Genomic DNA, 18,226 nt, shown 5'->3' with positions numbered 1-18,226 from the left:
TCTTGATTATTTCCATCTCTTTACAATGCCATAGTTCATTTCATAGGCCTCCTGTGCCATAGAAACCAACCATTGATGGAACTGTCCGAGCGTTTGTCGGTATAATTCTACTTCATCACTAGCATAAGGAGGTTCATCAAACAGTTCATTGGATACCACAAAAAAAGTCAAATCCTTCTTCAGTAGTGACAAGATCGCCTGCTTGACGGCCTGTAGCTTATTAGCTAAACACCCAGGCTGTTGTAAACAGGGTGTCCCCTTGTCATAGCCTTCGTAAAAAGCATTGGTCAGCCACGTTGTCACGCAATCCCACAGCACCACATCTCCCTCCTGAAGTGTCTCAAATACTTCAGAAATTGCATAGGGAGCCTCCACCGTCAGCCACTGAATAGGCTGGGCCTGGCGATCTGCCTGATGCCGTAAGATTCTTTTTTCCATTTCATGATCTAAGGCAATACCCGAAGCCAGATAGAGCAAGCGTTTCGCTGTACTTGCCTGCGCCTCATAATGCTGAAGCGCTGCTTGCTCTGCAAAATGGGATTTACCACTACGTACACCACCTGTAATAAAAATAAGCGGCATGTAGGACACCTCCTATTGTAAATGCTGTAGATTACCAATATCCTTCACAAGCCATTGTTGACCTTGCCGTTCAATCACTGTCACACTTGTCCCATGAATGTACGGGGCTGCCCATAGCTCACTAATGCTGCGCTGTAAAATAGCATTGATGATGCATTTAATCGTTACAGCGTGGGAGACAATGAGGATAATTTCATTGCGATGTTGGGCTGCTATTTTTTTTAATGTAAACATCGCTCTTTCTGTTACGGCTCCAAAGCTTTCTGTATGACTCGCAACAAACTGCGCAGGGTAGTTCGTATATAGCTCATAATCAAGCTTATATGTCGCCAGTATATCGTCGATTGTCTGCCCCTGCCATTTCCCTAAATAGATCTCCCGTAAATCATCTTCATAGGCAATAGGCAGCTTGCGATTGGCCATCAAAATAGCCATTGTCTCTCTTGCACGACCACTTGAACTACAATATGCAGCGGTAAAAGGAATCTGTTGCAGTTGCTTGTGAAGTTTTTCAGCCGCTGCTCTACCGTTTTCCGTTAATGGAGAATCCAGCCACCCCTGTAGTCGATGCTCCTGATTCCATTTCGTTTCCCCATGTCTTACTAGATAAAAAGTTGTCACTTTTCTCTCCCCTTATTTACGTTAAACCACGCTTGTAGACAATTATGTAAAGATGTCATGGCTGCAATGTCTTTTATGCCAATACGGAACCACTCACCCTGCAAACCTTGAAAGTTTTTTGTGTGACGCAGCACAACACCCTGTGCAAGACAATAGGTGAAAAAGGCATCGGCTTGCTGTGTTTTCGGTAAGGAGAAGCACACATAATTCGTCACACTATTCGTTACTTGGCAGCCATTGTCTTGTAAGTAACGATGCAGCCATTCCCTTTGCGCTGTGGCATAGGAAATTGCCTGCTGACAATAGTGCTGCTCGTCTAAACAGCTTGCCCCAATTACAAGCGCAAAGGCATTTAAATTCCAATGCGGCAGCAGATCTTTTAAGGAGCTCACAATAGTAGGTTGTGCAACCAAATACCCAAGTCGTAAACCTGGGATCGCATACATTTTAGTCATCGAACGAACAACAATAACATGTGGGTTTTGTGCACTAAACGGAATCAGCGAATGCGCCTCATCTACCCAATCCATAAATGCCTCATCGATCACAAGCTCACAGTTAACGATTGCTCCGTGTGCCATTAAGGCGAGTAAATCTTTCTTATTTGGCAGTACGCCAGTCGGATTATTAGGTGTACAAAGATAAACAGCATCTGCCGTCATCATTTCCTGCTGTAGCTGCTCTAATGGCAATGTGTAATCGATAAAATCCGTCACGACAATAGGAACAATCGTAGCACCTGCTGCACGCAATGTTCGCTCATACTCTGAAAAAGTCGGATGCACAATGATGACACGCTTATTGGCATAGCGTCTTGCTAGTACACTAAAAAGCTCTGAAGCCCCATTGCCTAGTAAAATCGTATTCTTCGCTACTTGATGAAAAGCAGCGACCTTTGTTAAAAAAGGTTCTCCATCTGGATCTGGATAGCGCTGAATTAGTGGATAAAAAGTACGCCAACGTGCCTCCACAAAGGCTGGTGGTCCTGCCGCATTGACATTTTCGCTGAAATCATACACCACCTCAGGCATCATTAAACCTAATTGCTGATAAACATTTTGCGGATTTGCACCATGATTAGGTAACTGCATAAATTAACACCTCCACCGCTAACATAACAAGCGCAAACAGCACTGTGGCAATACGCATATGAATAATGGACGTTGCAATATGTTCTTTCGTTAATGGCACTAATTTTTCCCCCATAATTGCTCGATGAGAGACAACGCCCTGATACGTATTTTTTCCTCCTAGCTGTACACCAAGCTGCACTGCAGTCGCTGCCTCTAAATAGCCACTATTTGGACTAGGATGCTTCTTTGCGTCCTGTACCCAACGCTTTAAGCGCTTGCCAAGCGAACGATCTGTTTCATTTTTCGTACCAAGCACGATCAGTAAGCCTGTAATGCGACTTGGAATAAAATTCAGTACATCATCAAGCTTGGCTGAAAACATACCAAAGTCTTTATATTTTTCATTTTTATAGCCCACCATCGAATCCAATGTATTGACAGCCTTATAGCCCCATAAACCAATTGCCCCAAATAAAAAGGCATAAAAGAGTGGAGCTGTCACACCATCACTTGTATTCTCAGAAACCGTTTCTACCACACCACGCACGATTTCATCCTCGCCTAGTTTATCGGTATCACGTCCGACAATCCAAGACAGCTTAACACGTGCTTCGGCAAAATCCCCTTTGACAAGTGGCACATAGACAGCCATCGCCGCCTCCTTCAAGCTCCGCTGTGCCAGTCCGATACCAATCAGAAGACCCTCTACAAGGATGCCAAAAATGATACTCACCTGATAGCTTAATAATAGAACCAGCGTCACTACAAACATGGTCGTGCCAACAACAGCAAGTGCCATCACTGTCCCACGTAGCTTGCGCCATTTACCCTTATTCCATAAAGCTGTTTGCGATTGAATCAAGTGTCCAATCCAGCGTACAGGATGAGGAAGCTTCGGAGGGTCCCCTACTACTAAATCAAAAATAAGCCCTATGATGCAGGCAATCACGATAGCAATCATTTAGACCTCTCCTCTTTATCTTTTTTGTATTTCCTAACCGCCTCACACATCGTTTCATAAACACCATAGCCAATGACCTTGCCCAGCATGGTGATGGGACCTGCATATTGATGGAAGTCCCCTTCTTCTGTCGAGGCAATAAGTAAGCTATCAGTAGATGTACCTGTAGCTAGTGTGCCTGTCGTTGGATCTGTAATACCTTCATCTACTAAAGCCTTGACCTTGGCTTCCGTAGTTGAAATCATTGCCTGAAAAAGTGCCTCATCAGACAGCTTGCCATTGATCAGCACCCAAGTATTAATGGTGCCTGCATGGTACTGCTCCTCTCGTTGAAAAGCACGGGTAATATCCACCGCATTGCCAAGCCCTGCGGTAATCATAATGACAAGGTGGATTCCCTCATATGTAAAGTCACGAATAGTCGCAAACTTAGCTTGGACAGCCGTCATCATAGCCACTGTCTTGTCATGCGGGAAATGCTGTGCCTGCAAAAACTGCAGCAATTCCTGATGTGGCTGTCGTTCATCATAGGTAATAGGCACCGTTCGATTCATCAGATACGTATAATAACCAAAGCCTGGGTTATGCATGGCTGAGGATACAACCTTCATGGCTGAAGCTGTTTGAAGGGCAACATAATCGTCAAAAATATGAATGCAGTCCTTAGTAAGTATAGGCAATCAATCGCCTCCTCCCGATAAAGTTATGACGGAACATAAAAAAACAAATTCTTACAAAGAAGAATTTGTACGGTCGATTCTTTATTAAAATTTGAACCTTCTGAACATTTGTACAGCATAACAACTTCATAATACTCAAATTATTTATTTTCTTTGAAATTGTATCACAACTTTGGCGATTGTCACAATTCCATTTTCAAAGTGTTATTGCTGCTTTTGTTTGAGATTCTTAAAGCGGATAACAGAGCCAACGATAATAAAGACCCACCCAATGCCTATGTAAACAATTTTCATTGTTTTTGTCGATGACGGTAAAATATCCATAATCGTTAAACAGACAAAAAGTATTCCAATGACTGAAAAAAGCATACCAATTGTTAAATTTTTCACGAATAACCCTCCCAACTATGTACGCCCTCGATTTTACCGTATTCTCAGCAAAAAGAAAACACTAATCCAAGCAAGAAACACTTGGATTAGTGATGATTGTGTCATTATGCTTTTGCATGGGCAAAAAACTCTTCATATAACGCTTGTAAAATGCGGTTTTCATATTCCTGAAGGACACCAAACACGAGGCTCACTTCAGAAGAACCTTGATTAATCATTTCAATATTTGCGCCAGTTTTTGAAATCGCTGTGGCAGCACGGGCAGCTAATCCTGTGTTATGACGCATCCCTTCGCCCACAATCACGATCATGGAAAAACCGTGACGCATTTCTACATACTCTGCATGTAGCTCTTCTTTCACACGACTAAGAATGCGTGCTTCATTTTCTGGTGTTAGTTGATTCGAACGCATGATGACAGAAATATCGTCTAAACCAGATGGTGTGTGTTCATAAGAAATATTCTCATCTTCTAAAATTTGGAGTAGCTTACGTCCAAAGCCTACCTCACGATTCATCAAATATTTAGAGACATATAAAGTTGAAAAGCCACTGTCTGCCGAAATCCCTGTAACTGGACGACCTGTTGCAGGACGGCTTGGTACAATACGTGTACCTGGGGCTGTTGGATTATTTGTATTTTTTATGTTAACGGGCACCCCAATCTTGTAGACAGGCATTAACGCTTCATCATGGAACACTGAAAAGCCTGCATATGATAATTCGCGCATTTCGCGATACGTAATTTCTTTAATTTCCACTGGATCGTTGACGACTTTCGGATTCGCGGAGAACACACAATCCACATCCGTAAAGTTTTCATACAGCTCCGCTTCAACGGCTGCTGCTAAAATGGAGCCTGTAATATCAGAGCCACCGCGGTCAAATGTTCGCAATACGCCCGCTTTAGTGTAACCGAAGAACCCTGGGAACACAATAATTTCTTTTGTGTCTTTTAAAGGGGCTAAATTAGCATACGCTTCAGGTAATGCAAAGGTTCTTTCTGGTAAATCATTGACCACTAAACCTTCTTTAGGACTGACATAGCGTGCGGGCATACCAACGGCATTAAAGTAAGCGGCAATAAGCTTGGCGTTATTATCTTCACCTGCTGCTTTAATACTATCGATGAATAATTCCACATTTGTTTTGTCACCTTGTACACGTTCACGTAAATCTTCTGTGATTACGTCACAAATGGCATTATCTAGCCCCAAACCGTCCGCAATCGCTCTAAAACGATCCACAACAGTCTGCAATTTTTCCTCTGTATTCTCTTGTTGTAACGCTGCATTTGCTAATTGTATTAATAGGTCTGTTACTTTTATATCGTCACCAGAACGTTTCCCTGGTGCTGAAACGGCAACAATCTTACGCGCCGGATTAGATTTTACAATGGTTGCTACTTTTTGTATTTGTTCTGCACTTGCTACAGATGTTCCACCAAATTTACACACGATCATATCTATCAAATCCTAACTTTTTCAAATTAATTGTATTCCTCCACAAAACAATTGACTGTACACAGTGTACAAATTATCGTTTCCTACGTCAATACAATTTAAAAAATTCACGCAATTTTTCGAGAAATATGGACAATTTTCGTACTGTTTGATTTATTATACGGATTTCACATGAAATAGTTAAGGTTTTTGTGAATTTTTTTTCGTGACGTTGACATAATCGTGAAATTTCTCGTTTTGACTTTCTTCTATATAATGAAGAAAACGCTTTCTCCATTTATGATATGCACAAATATCCACTATGTTTGTGCTATTTTTATATGTATCGTTGATTCCTTCAGCAAGGCTTTTTCTTTTATTTATGAGGGTTCTCTCTCGTATCGAGGGGTTATTGATCAATCGCGGGTATTTGCCTCTCTACCGCGTGTTTTTCCCTTCGATTCGCGGGTATTCATTTCTCTACCGCGTGTATCTTCACTCGATTCGCGGGTATTCTCCCTCATCTGCATAAAAAAACTAGGCTCACGTTGAGTGATGCCTAGTTTTGATTTTGCTATTGGATTAAATGGCTGTCCAGCCGCCGTCGATTACGAGCTCTGCGCCTGTCATAAAGCGGGATTCGTCTGACGCTAAGAACACTACGCCATAAGCTACATCTTCAGGTTCACCGAAGTATGGTAATTGCGTGTAAGCTTGATAGTATGGCAATGCACCGCCCTCTTCCATCGTAGGCGCTGTCATTGGTGTTACAATAATGCCTGGATGAACAGAATTCACACGAATTTTATCTTTACCATATTCAATCGCAGCCGATTTAGAAAGCACACGAAGCGCTCCTTTTGCTGCTGTATAAGGGCTTGTACCAGCCATTCCCACGATTCCACCGATCGAAGAAATATTGATAATTGAACCACCGCCAGCTTTTTGCATTTCAGGAATCACATATTTCATGCCAATGATACAACCATTCAGGTTAATATCCATAATTTTATTCCATTCAGCCATTTCCATGTTGGCAATTGTTTTAGGTGATGAAACGCCCGCATTGTTGACGAGGATATCCACTTTGCCATATGCCTTTACAGCCTCGGCAATCACTGCTTTCCACTCATCCTCAGAAGTAACATTATGTTGAAGACCAATAATGTCGCCACCATTTTCTTTAATTTCTTTTACTAAATTATTCAAGGGCTCGATTTGTACATCGGTTGCAATGACCTTTGCGCCTTCTTGTGCAAATAGTTTTGCCTCAGAAGCGCCCATTCCCATTGCTGCTCCTGTAATAATTGCTACTTTCCCATTTAAACGACCCATCATAAAACTCCCTTTCTTCTATATAAATGAACAATTCGTGAATACGTTAACAACTAGTTGTATTATCGACACGGTGTCGTTAATATAATTATAACGCGCAATTGAAAAAGGGCAAACAACACCAAAGCCCATCATGATGCTTTCACAACACTTGCAATCGGACTGTTGTTTAAATAGAAAATTTAATACAAGGAGCTTTAACATGTCGAAAAAAATGGACCCTCGCGTCATCAGAACGCGCCAATTATTAAGAGATGCACTAGTGGCATTAATTGATGAACAAGGCTATGAAAAGATTACGGTACAAGATATTACACAACGGGCTACATTAAACCGTGCCACTTTTTATTTACATTACCGTGATAAATTAGACCTTCTCTATCAAAGCTCAGAAGAAGCCTTGCATGAGCTTGTAAGTAGTATTCATCCACCCTTCGAAGAGAAGAAGGATTTTGATTTATTACCAAATTATGACCAACCACATGAGACATTTATGCATTTATTTGAACAAATAGCGCTGAATAGTAAGCTATACAAGGTCTATCTCACGGAAAAAAATATCCCTTATTTCTCCGATGGCCTTAAAGACATTATTATCAATTTTGTCTCGAGCGGCATTCAAATGATGGAGCCTGACGACCAAAAGCTGACCGTGCCGCGCGAAATGGCCGTCCGTTTTTATGCAGCCGCCTTTCTTGAAGTAATCGTCTGGTGGTTAGAAAATGATATGCCCTATACCCCCAAATTTATGGCGACCCAGTTAATGCGTATTACCATTAAAGGCCCTTATATTGACAACCCTTTTGAAAAATAAAGCAGAACACCAAATTCCAATTAACAACAAAAGGTAATCACAACGCATATGTGATTACCTTTCTCTATTTGTCTCGAAAGTTATACGATTTTCATGTTTAATTCTCTAGTAGGGTTATAGAATTGTAACCATTTCTCAGCTTCACTGACCATCCACGTTCCAAATTCATTTAAAAACAATAACAAAACGTTCGTATCGATTATGGGTGTTATTGCATATTCAAGTGCCCTTCTCATGTCGCTTTCCTTGTCAGGGAAATATTCCGAGAACCGTTTGTAGGCGGGGTATAAATCCCTTGTATAGGTGTTTTCCTTCGTTATGACAAGTGCAAGCCCTGCTCTTACAATAATTTTCATAATCCACTTGCAACAATCTTTAATATCCTCTGTATCCGCATTATCTTGAAGATCATCACAGGCATTTTTTATTTGCCCCTGCAAATGAATAAGGTGGTCATTCGCTAAAGCCTCGTCCGCTTTATATCTTGATAATCGAGGTATTAAATCCTCTCCAAAGACACATATACTATGGGTTTGGAGGATGAAACTAATGATTGAAAAAGATGTCGTATTTAAAATATCTTCTTTGCCGAATACACTTAGCTCAATCCCATCTACACAAGGATGGTTTTGAGTTAACGCTTGTTCTACTTCTTTTATCCGCTTTACCTGCTGTTTTTTAGGCTTTTGCTTCGTAACCGCTATGGTGTCTAAGTCAGCTACCCCTTCAATACCTATCCCCTTTGGAATTGATCCCCTTATATATAGGCTATGTAAGTCATCTTGGAGAAGGGTGCGATAGGTATGAACCACATCGTTGATGACAGGAAGAAAAATAGGGTTGATTTTATTCCAATCTGCTTGATTAATAATGTATCCATCACTATCTGTCAGACATAAGCTGCCAATTTCTTTTATAGTCGTCATTACATCGCTCCTTTTAGGTGACTGATTTACTTAAAAATAGGATAGCATGTCCTATACAAACACACTAACCTACTTTCATGTTGGAAGTCCTTTGAAACTATCAGCATTTACTTTTCTTTAAATTCAAATTCAATTTTTCCTTCTACCAAACGTAGGGCTGCATTAAATGGTTTGCCACTCTGTGATTTAAAGCCTTTCATCAAAGCAGTTTTACCACTCTTACATAAATCATGAATGTTTTTTTCCGTTAGTTTTTTTCCTAATAGCCTTTGTGGGAACGTTTGCTTACAACCATTTTTATAATTCGAACAACCGTAAAAGCTTTTACGCAAGCCTATTTTCCCTTCCTTGCATGCTGGACAGATGGCAATATCTTTTACCACGGCTGGTTTAAACTGCTCAGCTTCAATTGTCAGAGACTCTAACTGTTTAGGCACCTCTGCTATTAATTGATGAATAAACTTGCCTATGCTTTCAATAAAATGCTTGGCAGAGCCTTCCCCCTTACCAATTTTATGTAAGTAAATTTCCCATTTAGCCGTCATGGAAGGGCTTGACAGTAATGTCCCTTCAATTGCCTGACATAAAAGCTCCCCTTTAGGTGTAATGCTCACGATATTTTTTCGTACTTCAATAAATCCATGCTTCTTAATCGTCTCGATAATGCCACTCCGAGTTGCTTCCGTCCCAATCCCTTCAATCGATTTCAGCACCTCGATTTCCTCTTCATCCTCAACCGATTTACCACAGGTTTTCATCATCGTAATGAGTTGACCTTCTGTATAGGGCTTCGGAGGTGTTGTCGTGCCTTCTAGTATAGCAATCTTACTTTGTACCAGCTCATCTTGGAACACAACAGGTAAAGACTCCTCACGCGCCTGCACCTCTGTCTCATTTGAAAATAATTCTTTCCAACCTTTGACAAGCTCTGTTTTCCCTACGGTTTTAAACTCTACATTTTTGACATTCGTGATAATCGTTTTTTCATCGTATTCATAATCCTGATGAAACATAGCGAGTGTCGTATTGAGGATTTCAAAATAAATATTTCGTTCATCCGCATTCATGGATTGCAACGCTTTGGCCGTCGGTATTTTTTTCGTTGGAATAATCGCATAGTGCTCCCCAACATTGGCACTGTCGACATAGCGCTTGTTCTTCCCTCGATTGATTGGCTGAAATGCTTTTCCCACGAGCTGCTGATAGTTTCCTAATGATTCATTTAAATAGAGAAACTCATTATGCGTAATGAGCTGTGAATCGGTACGTGGGTAAGAAACGAGCTTTTTCTCATAAAGTGATTGCGTAAGTTTCAACACATGTGATGGACTGTATTTCCAACGTTTATTGGCAGCCGCTTGTAAAGTTGATAGCGCATGTAGTTTAGGTGGTGCCATCCGCTTCGTTTTGTTCGTGACACTTGTAATGAGACCTGTATCATGCGGTTCAATCCCATGCTGTTGCAATAACTGCACTGCCTCAGCCCGCTCTTTTGTCTTTAGCTTTGCCTTCCCTTTATACACACCATGTTGAGCTTTAAATACCCCTTCGATTTCATAAAATTTCTCAGGCTTGAACTGTTCAATTTCCTGCTGTCTTTTATAAATTAAATAGACGGTTGGCGATTGTACTCGTCCGATGGAGATACTGCCCTTGAAGCCCTTTTTCTGCAACAGCAGCGTATAGAGGCGACTACAGTTCATACCCACTAACCAATCGCTAATTTGACGCGTTTTAGCTTCTTGGTACATCAGCAAGTCCCGCTCATTACCTTGCATATGATTAAAACCTTTTCGGATTTCCTCCACTTCTAATGAATTGATCCATAAACGTTTAACTGGCTTATTGACTTTTGTCATTTTCAAAAGGGAGTAGAAAATATTTGAACCCTCCCGTTCACTATCACAGCAGTTGTAAATCATTGTTACTTGGGGATCACTAAAGATTTTTTTGACTGCATTGAATTGTGGATACATTTTAGAGACCACTTTATCTTCAAATTTTTGCGGAATGATCGGTAATGAAGCAAGCGACCACTTCTCCCATTCCTTGTGATATTCTTTCGGCTCCTTTAATTCAACAAGATGACCAACCGCCCAGGTAATAACTGCACCATGAGGAAAAGTAGAACAAGGTTCCAGTTCAATAAAGGTTTTCTCTTTTTGCTTCACTTTAAAGGCGTCTGCATATGCTCTTGCTTGAGATGGTTTCTCTGCTAATATAGCAATTTTCCCCATTAATCATCACATCTTCTTTACAATATTTTAGTAGCTTTTCTATAAAAACATAAAACTCAACTAATCAGATTAGTTGAGTTGATGGTGAAATACCTTCCTACTATTTTACTTTAAACCATATAAAATAGCACTTACTAAAATCTTTGAGCTCTTTTAAAGCGAATTATAAAGAAGCAAAAATTTTCTTTACCCATTCAAGATACGCTCGCATATAGTATTCCTGCTTAAAGCCATGATTCTGGTCCTCTGCTACTATCACAGTCACATCCGCGTCTGCGTTTCGTGCAGATTGGATATATTCCTGTGGACCTTTTACCCCGATTGCTAAATCCTTTGTCCCATAAGCTATAAACTGAGGTATATGAGCTGTTCTGAAATGCGTAGATAAATCTGTCTGCTGCAAGAGCTCTTCACGTTTTTCTGGATTTCTGACATCTTCATCATTAAAAGAAGCAAAGAGCATGGGCACATTATAGCGATACGTCAATGCAGGATAAATCATAGCAGCTGATGCTACTTGATCATCAACAGCATCAATGGCATCAGGCTGATAACTAGCAGGAAACAGATTTTCTCCCTGAATAAGGTTAATAAAGCTACCCGTTTGATAGCCTCCAGCACTAAAACCTATTAAACCAATTCGATCTGGATGGAGACCATAATCATTGGCATGATAACGTAGAAATCGGACGGCACGCTGAACATCTAGCTGTGGAATAGGCCACTCATAGGGATTGGAACGATAGTGGAGAACGAATGCATTAATACCTGCTTTATTTAATGATGCAGCTACTTCCTTTCCTTCCGCTGTTCCTCCATCCATTTCCTTAAAGCCATAACCACCACCTGGCATAATAATGACGGCACTGTCACTGTTCGCGACCGTATAAGGAATCAGATAGGGCTCATCTTCATAGGTTGATTTTTCATAGCCCCCTTCAATTTCATGGACATAGGTAAAGGTATCAATGGCCGCTTCATTGTCTTTATAGTCTTCTCCCACAATGCCAGTGGAAAATTTGAATGTCGCCAAAAGTCTGTTAGGATTGCCCTTAATATTCATATCATCAAGCTTACTTCCCGAATGATTACCTGCCACTTCTTCTCCCCAAATCTCCACCTTGTCTTCAATATCCGCAACTGGCTTGCCTGGTTTATTTCCTAACGGATTAATCACAAGAATAGCGTATCCAATCCCCATAAACAAAGTTAGTATAACTAGAAGGATTCCTGCTATCTTGGCTATTTTCTTCGCTACCCTCATCATCATAACCCCCATTAAATTTACTTATGTATCGTTTACTATTTATTATCTCGGGTAAAGGATTATTAACCTTTAGCTCATTCTTTAGCAAATAACGATTGAAGATCTTGTATAGCATTACAAAATTTTTATTCTTCCATTTTCTAAAGGATTAAAATGACCTTACTAAAGAAATGTCTGAAGACCACAAATTTTTTAAAAAAACTGCATACGTACCTTGCGTAAACTATATTATTAAAACACAACAATAATTTTTTCTAAAGATGGGGTAGGTATTGTAAAAAAAGGAGGGATACGATGTTTGATGAAGCTGCATATTTTATTTTTAGAGCGCTGTTAATTTTAACGGTTTTGGTTGTTGTGGTTGGAATCCCACTTGGTGAAATATTGATTAGAAAAAAATAAAACTGCATCTAAATGGATGCAGTTTTTGATTTTTATCCTACTTTGTGTCGGTAATAGATTTTGGGATTGTTGAAATAATGAACTATAATAGAAGTCTTAAAATGGATTTTCACCTTTTATAAAAGGAATAAAAACTACATAAATTGAACCAATAAAAATGAGCCAAAAGATTACGGATGTACGTCGCTGTTTAAAGATATTACTTTCCTGAAAAATAAAAATACCGACAATCAACGAGTATAAGACGAATAAAATATACGATAATCCAAACCAGTTTACCCATACGTCACCTGTAAATTGAATTCCAAAATTCTCGTATATAGGTCTTAAAATATAAGTTGTAAAAAGTAAACCAATCGATAGAATTACAATGATTTCGAGTAAACTAAGTACAACTTTCTTCCATTCATCCAAATAAATTACCTCATTTCTTCTGACAACATGAAAATATAAACCTGCGTAATGGTACAAACAAAGTTGCAATTTTGTTTAAGTAGAAAAAGGCTCTACTCCTTATTAAAGTAATTCCGTTAAAACAATAGTAAAACACTATTATCCACCTTATGGAACTGTATTACTCATAACCGTCACAAAGCCGTTCATCGAGGCATTATCAATTAATTGAAGTATGCCTAGTCTTGCGGTATCACTGTATGCATACCAATGATTTGCAGTAGTATCATGCACCAATACTCCGCCTAAGTCCCCTGTTGAAAAATAAATATCAAACCGTTTGATACTGTTCGAGTCTTGGTCTAAAAAATCAAATTGCGCATTTTTATCATAGTCCCCTACTGGAATGGGATGAGCATCCCAAGGATTATAAGTAGGTGCTTCGACTTTACTTCTATTATTTTTTATAAAAGTATTATAAATAGCTTCGTTATAACCATTCCCATTAATTTGCTGTATGACTCCGCCTAATGTCATATGATATTCGTATTGCAATGCTTTTACTTTTATACCATCAATAAAGAGAGGCTGTGTCTCAACTGTTACTGTACCGTTATTGTAAGTGACATTGCTGCCAAATGTTTCGGCAAGAAAACGCATCGGAACAAAAGTACGATTATTCTTCATATATGGCTTTACATCAAGCGTTTCTGTTTTACCGTTTTTCACCACTTGATTACGATTAAGTTTTAGTGTTACCTGTATATCGTTTTTAGTAAGGGTGATTTGGGCATCCGTCCATACAACATTTACCCCTAAATTTTCACTAATTACACGTAAAGGAACCATTGTCCGATTACTTTTAACTTCTGGATTTACATCAGATGCAATGGTAACACCGTCAACTTTTATTTGAAAATCGGCTGCATATGTAGGTGATGAAGTCATGATTAGAATCAACACAAGAAAAATTCCTGAGAACACTTTTTTCAACTTTGAACACTCCTTTTCTTAAAACTCACTATTCTCCCCAAAAATACATTTCACTAAATATTTTACCATAAAAATCCACATATATCGTTAAACTATTCTATTCTTTATTCAATCTACATGACCTATTAAAAGAAGACGCGTTTCGAAATAAACGCGTCCAATTGTTAGATAAGGATACTGATGAAAATTATCAACTAGAATTGATATACTTTCTCTAATAAATTCCTCTACTAAAGGCTGGCTGCCAAATTCCTTGGGCATTTTTTTCCATACTTAGCTCTATTGGTCCTTCAAGTGAAATAAATTTTATAACCCCTGTTGTATCTGTTTGCTGCTCAAACTTTGCATGTTCTAACCCCGCGAAGAGATGTGCGATAATAAGGCGATTTATTTCCTTTGTAAACAACTCCTGTCGTACGATTTTCGATTTCTCATAATATCTTCGAACACTTTCAGTTTCATCGTTCCTATTTGTTGTGAACAATGCTTCATATGTTTCAAAATCTTTTTCCATATCACTCATTAAAAACATTTTAGTAATCGCTTGGGGTGTCATATTTTTTAACTTTTCAATATTATAATCCGCTTTAAAGGCATCAAAAACTTGCTGCTCCTGTTCAGTCAATTCAAATGTTAGCTCAAAATTTTGAAAGCCTACGACCTTACCGACTAATTGCCCCTCACTAATTTTCATAATGGTATGACCCTCGTCACTGTCATAAACAACCATTTCTTTTTCTTTCGCAGAAATCGATTTGTCATTGAATGGCGCTGGTCTTGTTCCAAAATTATGAAAAAAGTAAGGATTTTTCATTGGGTCATTCATTTCCTCTTTTTTTATTTGCTCATTTAATCCATGAACTTTTAACGGGGTATCATCTACTAAAATTTGCCCTTGCTTCATTGTTACACGATCATTCCCTAATCCTAATACAGTTGAAACGACAAGCCCATCCGTTCCATAAAAAGCAATGTAATCTCCATACGTAATGGGGGCTTCCTTATCGATAATCATTGGCAAAAAATGCAGCATCCATTGTTCCCCAAGTAGATGGGCATATTGCGGTTGAATGATGTCTAACGAAGAAACATCATCGACAATCGGTAGTAGCTCAGTTTGCTGACTTGCAGTTTGTAGGTTATTCTTTTGAGAAAATTCGACGAATAGCATTAACCCAATAATGAAACAGGCTGCAATAGATACAGAGACTACCTGCCAGTTAAACTTTCTTTTTATGGGTTTCTTTTGCAATATTCGTTGCTTTATGTCGTTTGTAAATGGGGCATCTTGTCGCAATTCTTCTTTTAGCTTGTCTTTAAATTCCTTCATAAAATATTGCCTCCAGTTCCGGATTTGTTTTCAACAATTCTCTCGCTCGACGAATCCTTGTACGAACAGTGTTTTGTGAGACGTTTAATAAACTAGCAATTTCAGAAACATCAAATTCTTCATAATAAAACAGTACAATAACTTCCCTATAATGAAGTGGTAATGCAAAGACAATTTGCTGTAAAGTTGCAAAATCTTCAGTTGCTATATATGTTTGCTCTACGGAGGGTTCCGTTCTACCTAGTGGTAAAAGCTTTGAAATAAATGATTTTCTCTTTTGTTTACGTAGTTCATCGTGACAGCAATTAATAGCGATACGGGTTAAATACGTTTTCAATGAAGCATCTTTTCTAAAATCGTCTTTACGTAATAAGTACTTCATGAGTACGTCCTGTGTAATCTCCTCTGCAAGCTGAAAATCCTTCATATATAAATAGCTAAGATGATACAAATATTCACCATATTGTTCTACGATTTGTTCCAACAACAACTCACCTCGTTTCAATCCTACTACTTAGACGCTCGTTTTCTAAAAAATTGTTCAATCTCCTGGAAATATTTTAGAGTAGCCTTTTTATCAAGATTGCAGTAGTATGCAATGCACTTCTAGATGATGCAACAGTACCTATGTATTAGATGGGCTTACTGATAGTGGCCCTTTTCATGAAGAAAGACGCTTTTCTATTATTTCAGAAAAGCGTCCCAGAAGATCGTTATTCAACTTTACCTATAGTTCTTTCAAGAAGGACTGTTCTTTTTTCGATTTGTTAAATAAATCTATTCTTTCTTTTATACTTTCGTTCTTACTAGTATCCCACCATTCAACGACCACATAAATCTCATGTATATCTTTCAGTGTAATAAAGTCACCATTTTTATTGATGTATGGCCCTGCAATAGCACCAGTTGTATATTCTGCTATATTCGTCTCACCAGTAACTGAACCAGTATGAACTACCGAATCATCACTCTCGATAACCACATGCGTTTCAAAGTGGAAGAAATCTGTCATATACGTATTGACGTTTTTCATTTTTAAGGTCCCAAATCCTGCTTTAAAGTCTTCTGGTGTGATAACAATTTCATACCCAGTTAGATTCCAGCTTTCACTTTCACCCATCAATAATAAATAATAAGTATTACCACTTTTTTGAGCATTGCAGCCAGATAGTACAAAGAACGACAACATCAAATAAACGCAAGGTACTAAACCTTTTATATGCTTCTTCATTCCATCCCCCTTTGACAAATTTTCGCATAAATATTAAATTCCCAAAAAGAATGCTATTCAACTCTATAAAAGAAAAAGACACGTTCCTATATAAACGCGCTCTTTTCTGGAATAAAAAATGAGTTACTCCATATTCATATATTTTTGTAGGCAACTTGAACGATTTGTTGTTCACCATTCTTCTCAAAAATCTTATAATTTTCCATCCCGATTTTTTCCGCAACTTTTTGGGATGGGATATTTTTTAAGGTCGTGTATGAAAATAGTTCAGAATAACCCAGAACATGCCATGCATATTCCTTACAAGCAGATGCCGCTTCTGTCGCATACCCTTTATTCCAATACGCTTTAATAATGTGAAACCCGATTTCAGGTAACCATACACCGTCAATGTTCTGCATGGTTATTCCACAATCACCGATAAATTTATGCCCATCTTTTAAAATAACTGCCCATAGTCCGTGATTATATTGCTTATAATTTTTCTCATTCCATCTGATCCAATTTTTAACCTCTTCTTGATTAAAGGGATGAGGATAATATTGCATAGACTCTGGATCGGAAAGCACTTTTGATAATTCATGATGATCGTCCATTTTTAACGCTCTAAGATATAATCGTTCCGTCTCGATTATCTGCAAAATGCCCACCCTTTGCTTTTAATTTATTTTGCTACAATATTTCATTTAGCAATGTGCAGTACCTGTTTTTACCCATTTGAAGCAAAAAGTTACCCAAAGTAATGATGAAAACACCAAACAACAAGAAACAGACTTACGATCCCCCAAGCAGTGGTACTCCATATCCACCAAACTACAGATTTGGCTTTTGATGAATTTTCCTCTTCTTCCATATTCAATTTTAAAAAAGCGACCTTACTTTCCATATCTTTTTTCATAGAAGCGAGCACAACAAATCCAATTATTATGAAACCAATTGTTACCCAAAGTAGTAGGTCCACCTTTACACTCCCTTTATAGAATTGAATTTCACCGCAATTTATTATAATAATTAGATACTACAAAGATCACAATAAACCCATCTTATTAGCGAAATGTGCTCCCTCTTAAAACACTGGAAACTACTATCCTACTTTTTGTTCTGTCGGTATACAATAAAAGTAAGTCCATTTAATATAAATGTAAAAATGAGAAGAACTGCTGTGGCTATCACGACTGCACGTGTCGTGTCCATGAGTGCCGTCCAATCCTCAATTTTTACTAAATGATAATTATAGAACATCTGAAAACTAATTGAAATAGCACAGGCACTGATGCTGAGAACGGAAAGGACGCCCCAATTAGAATGTTCATGTTTTTTATTTCCCATTAGATAGATAACTGGAAGAATCCAAGCGATTAGGCCTAGTAAGAGACTGCCAATAGTAAGCCAACCAATCATAACGAATCCCTCTTTCTATTTTGTATTGCTGTTTAACAATACTTAACGGTAAATTGCAGGAAAGGTTTCAAATAACTGTATTATTCAACAATATTGCCCTTTAAAAGAAAAAGACACGTTGATTTATAAACGCGCCCCATTGCCGAAA

General features: G+C 38.6%; 20 protein-coding genes. 1 reads left to right on the top strand and 19 read right to left on the bottom strand.

The annotated features are described in order from the left end of the window. Positions 1 to 6: 6 nt before the first annotated feature. From LCP48_RS09925 to LCP48_RS09890, 8 genes are all read right to left on the bottom strand, one after another. Complete coding sequence (locus LCP48_RS09925; RefSeq protein ID WP_009371047.1) at positions 7 to 582, bottom strand: bifunctional adenosylcobinamide kinase/adenosylcobinamide-phosphate guanylyltransferase; 576 nt, start codon at positions 580 to 582, stop codon at positions 7 to 9. Between the two features lie 12 nt (positions 583 to 594). Beyond that, positions 595 to 1,203, bottom strand: a complete 609-nt coding sequence (locus LCP48_RS09920) for a histidine phosphatase family protein (protein WP_004228778.1) — start codon at positions 1,201 to 1,203, stop codon at positions 595 to 597. Beyond that, on the bottom strand, positions 1,200 to 2,294 hold the full coding sequence (locus LCP48_RS09915; RefSeq protein WP_009371046.1) for a pyridoxal phosphate-dependent aminotransferase: 1,095 nt from the start codon (positions 2,292 to 2,294) through the stop codon (positions 1,200 to 1,202). Before LCP48_RS09915 ends, LCP48_RS09920 begins: the two co-directional genes overlap by 4 nt. After that, positions 2,281 to 3,237 carry an adenosylcobinamide-phosphate synthase CbiB gene (gene cbiB / locus LCP48_RS09910; RefSeq protein WP_009371044.1) on the bottom strand — a complete coding sequence of 319 codons (957 nt, stop codon included), beginning with the start codon at positions 3,235 to 3,237 and terminating at the stop codon, positions 2,281 to 2,283. Before cbiB ends, LCP48_RS09915 begins: the two co-directional genes overlap by 14 nt. Further along, positions 3,234 to 3,917, bottom strand: a complete 684-nt coding sequence (locus LCP48_RS09905; RefSeq protein WP_004228781.1) for an adenosylcobinamide amidohydrolase — start codon at positions 3,915 to 3,917, stop codon at positions 3,234 to 3,236. Before LCP48_RS09905 ends, cbiB begins: the two co-directional genes overlap by 4 nt. A 204-nt stretch (positions 3,918 to 4,121) precedes the next feature. Then, positions 4,122 to 4,307: a hypothetical protein gene (locus LCP48_RS09900; RefSeq protein ID WP_004228787.1), complete on the bottom strand. Its 186-nt coding sequence runs from the start codon at positions 4,305 to 4,307 to the stop codon at positions 4,122 to 4,124. A gap of 104 nt (positions 4,308 to 4,411) precedes the next feature. After that, positions 4,412 to 5,770, bottom strand: coding sequence for an aspartate kinase (locus tag LCP48_RS09895; RefSeq protein WP_009371041.1), 1,359 nt, complete (start codon positions 5,768 to 5,770; stop codon positions 4,412 to 4,414). A gap of 561 nt (positions 5,771 to 6,331) precedes the next feature. Beyond that, entirely contained in the window at positions 6,332 to 7,084 is a 753-nt protein-coding gene (locus LCP48_RS09890) for a glucose 1-dehydrogenase (protein ID WP_004228793.1), read from the bottom strand. Between the two features lie 202 nt (positions 7,085 to 7,286). Here LCP48_RS09890 and LCP48_RS09885 point away from each other — a divergent pair, with 202 nt between their 5' ends. Continuing rightward, on the top strand, positions 7,287 to 7,898 hold the full coding sequence (locus tag LCP48_RS09885; protein ID WP_004228796.1) for a TetR/AcrR family transcriptional regulator: 612 nt from the start codon (positions 7,287 to 7,289) through the stop codon (positions 7,896 to 7,898). An 80-nt stretch (positions 7,899 to 7,978) separates the two neighbouring features. Here LCP48_RS09885 and LCP48_RS09880 read toward each other — a convergent pair whose 3' ends face one another. From LCP48_RS09880 to LCP48_RS09830, 11 genes are all read right to left on the bottom strand, one after another. Then, the gene (locus tag LCP48_RS09880; RefSeq protein ID WP_004228798.1) at positions 7,979 to 8,824 is read right to left on the bottom strand and encodes a hypothetical protein; all 846 of its coding nucleotides are present in this window, start codon (positions 8,822 to 8,824) and stop codon (positions 7,979 to 7,981) included. A 107-nt stretch (positions 8,825 to 8,931) separates the two neighbouring features. Beyond that, the gene (gene topB, locus LCP48_RS09875; RefSeq protein WP_004228801.1) at positions 8,932 to 11,061 is read right to left on the bottom strand and encodes a type IA DNA topoisomerase; all 2,130 of its coding nucleotides are present in this window, start codon (positions 11,059 to 11,061) and stop codon (positions 8,932 to 8,934) included. Positions 11,062 to 11,224: 163 nt separating this feature from the next. Beyond that, positions 11,225 to 12,325 carry an alpha/beta hydrolase gene (locus LCP48_RS09870; RefSeq protein WP_054548772.1) on the bottom strand — a complete coding sequence of 367 codons (1,101 nt, stop codon included), beginning with the start codon at positions 12,323 to 12,325 and terminating at the stop codon, positions 11,225 to 11,227. 501 nt (positions 12,326 to 12,826) lie between these two features. Beyond that, the gene (locus LCP48_RS09865) at positions 12,827 to 13,144 is read right to left on the bottom strand and encodes a hypothetical protein (RefSeq protein WP_009371033.1); all 318 of its coding nucleotides are present in this window, start codon (positions 13,142 to 13,144) and stop codon (positions 12,827 to 12,829) included. A 147-nt stretch (positions 13,145 to 13,291) separates the two neighbouring features. After that, complete coding sequence (locus tag LCP48_RS09860; RefSeq protein ID WP_225340912.1) at positions 13,292 to 14,116, bottom strand: copper amine oxidase N-terminal domain-containing protein; 825 nt, start codon at positions 14,114 to 14,116, stop codon at positions 13,292 to 13,294. Positions 14,117 to 14,330: 214 nt separating this feature from the next. Further along, a complete protein-coding gene (locus LCP48_RS09855; RefSeq protein WP_225340911.1) occupies positions 14,331 to 15,446 on the bottom strand; it encodes a hypothetical protein in 1,116 nt (371 codons plus the stop codon). Further along, positions 15,433 to 15,930: an RNA polymerase sigma factor gene (locus LCP48_RS09850; RefSeq protein ID WP_004228816.1), complete on the bottom strand. Its 498-nt coding sequence runs from the start codon at positions 15,928 to 15,930 to the stop codon at positions 15,433 to 15,435. Before LCP48_RS09850 ends, LCP48_RS09855 begins: the two co-directional genes overlap by 14 nt. A 243-nt stretch (positions 15,931 to 16,173) precedes the next feature. Beyond that, positions 16,174 to 16,677 carry a hypothetical protein gene (locus tag LCP48_RS09845; RefSeq protein WP_009371022.1) on the bottom strand — a complete coding sequence of 168 codons (504 nt, stop codon included), beginning with the start codon at positions 16,675 to 16,677 and terminating at the stop codon, positions 16,174 to 16,176. A 134-nt stretch (positions 16,678 to 16,811) separates the two neighbouring features. Then, positions 16,812 to 17,318 carry a GNAT family N-acetyltransferase gene (locus tag LCP48_RS09840; protein WP_009371020.1) on the bottom strand — a complete coding sequence of 169 codons (507 nt, stop codon included), beginning with the start codon at positions 17,316 to 17,318 and terminating at the stop codon, positions 16,812 to 16,814. 89 nt (positions 17,319 to 17,407) lie between these two features. Further along, on the bottom strand, positions 17,408 to 17,638 hold the full coding sequence (locus LCP48_RS09835) for a hypothetical protein (protein WP_004228823.1): 231 nt from the start codon (positions 17,636 to 17,638) through the stop codon (positions 17,408 to 17,410). Between the two features lie 128 nt (positions 17,639 to 17,766). Then, positions 17,767 to 18,078 carry a hypothetical protein gene (locus LCP48_RS09830; RefSeq protein ID WP_004228825.1) on the bottom strand — a complete coding sequence of 104 codons (312 nt, stop codon included), beginning with the start codon at positions 18,076 to 18,078 and terminating at the stop codon, positions 17,767 to 17,769. Between the last annotated feature and the right edge of the window lie 148 nt (positions 18,079 to 18,226).

This window comes from Lysinibacillus capsici, from assembly GCF_020217405.1.
In the GTDB taxonomy this organism is placed as follows: domain Bacteria; phylum Bacillota; class Bacilli; order Bacillales_A; family Planococcaceae; genus Lysinibacillus; species Lysinibacillus capsici.
Note: the sequence above shows the minus strand (reverse complement) of the source record. Positions and strands in the feature narration are given on the sequence as shown.

Coding starts and splice junctions, on each gene's coding strand:
- LCP48_RS09880 (WP_004228798.1), bottom strand. CDS start 8,824: ATGACGACTATAAAAGAAATTGGCAGCTTATGTCTGACAGATAGTGAT.
- LCP48_RS09845 (WP_009371022.1), bottom strand. CDS start 16,677: ATGAAGAAGCATATAAAAGGTTTAGTACCTTGCGTTTATTTGATGTTG.
- LCP48_RS09885 (WP_004228796.1), top strand. CDS start 7,287: ATGTCGAAAAAAATGGACCCTCGCGTCATCAGAACGCGCCAATTATTA.
- LCP48_RS09870 (WP_054548772.1), bottom strand. CDS start 12,325: ATGAGGGTAGCGAAGAAAATAGCCAAGATAGCAGGAATCCTTCTAGTT.
- LCP48_RS09830 (WP_004228825.1), bottom strand. CDS start 18,078: ATGATTGGTTGGCTTACTATTGGCAGTCTCTTACTAGGCCTAATCGCT.
- LCP48_RS09890 (WP_004228793.1), bottom strand. CDS start 7,084: ATGGGTCGTTTAAATGGGAAAGTAGCAATTATTACAGGAGCAGCAATG.
- LCP48_RS09915 (WP_009371046.1), bottom strand. CDS start 2,294: ATGCAGTTACCTAATCATGGTGCAAATCCGCAAAATGTTTATCAGCAA.
- topB (WP_004228801.1), bottom strand. CDS start 11,061: ATGGGGAAAATTGCTATATTAGCAGAGAAACCATCTCAAGCAAGAGCA.
- LCP48_RS09925 (WP_009371047.1), bottom strand. CDS start 582: ATGCCGCTTATTTTTATTACAGGTGGTGTACGTAGTGGTAAATCCCAT.
- LCP48_RS09855 (WP_225340911.1), bottom strand. CDS start 15,446: ATGAAGGAATTTAAAGACAAGCTAAAAGAAGAATTGCGACAAGATGCC.
- LCP48_RS09895 (WP_009371041.1), bottom strand. CDS start 5,770: ATGATCGTGTGTAAATTTGGTGGAACATCTGTAGCAAGTGCAGAACAA.
- cbiB (WP_009371044.1), bottom strand. CDS start 3,237: ATGATTGCTATCGTGATTGCCTGCATCATAGGGCTTATTTTTGATTTA.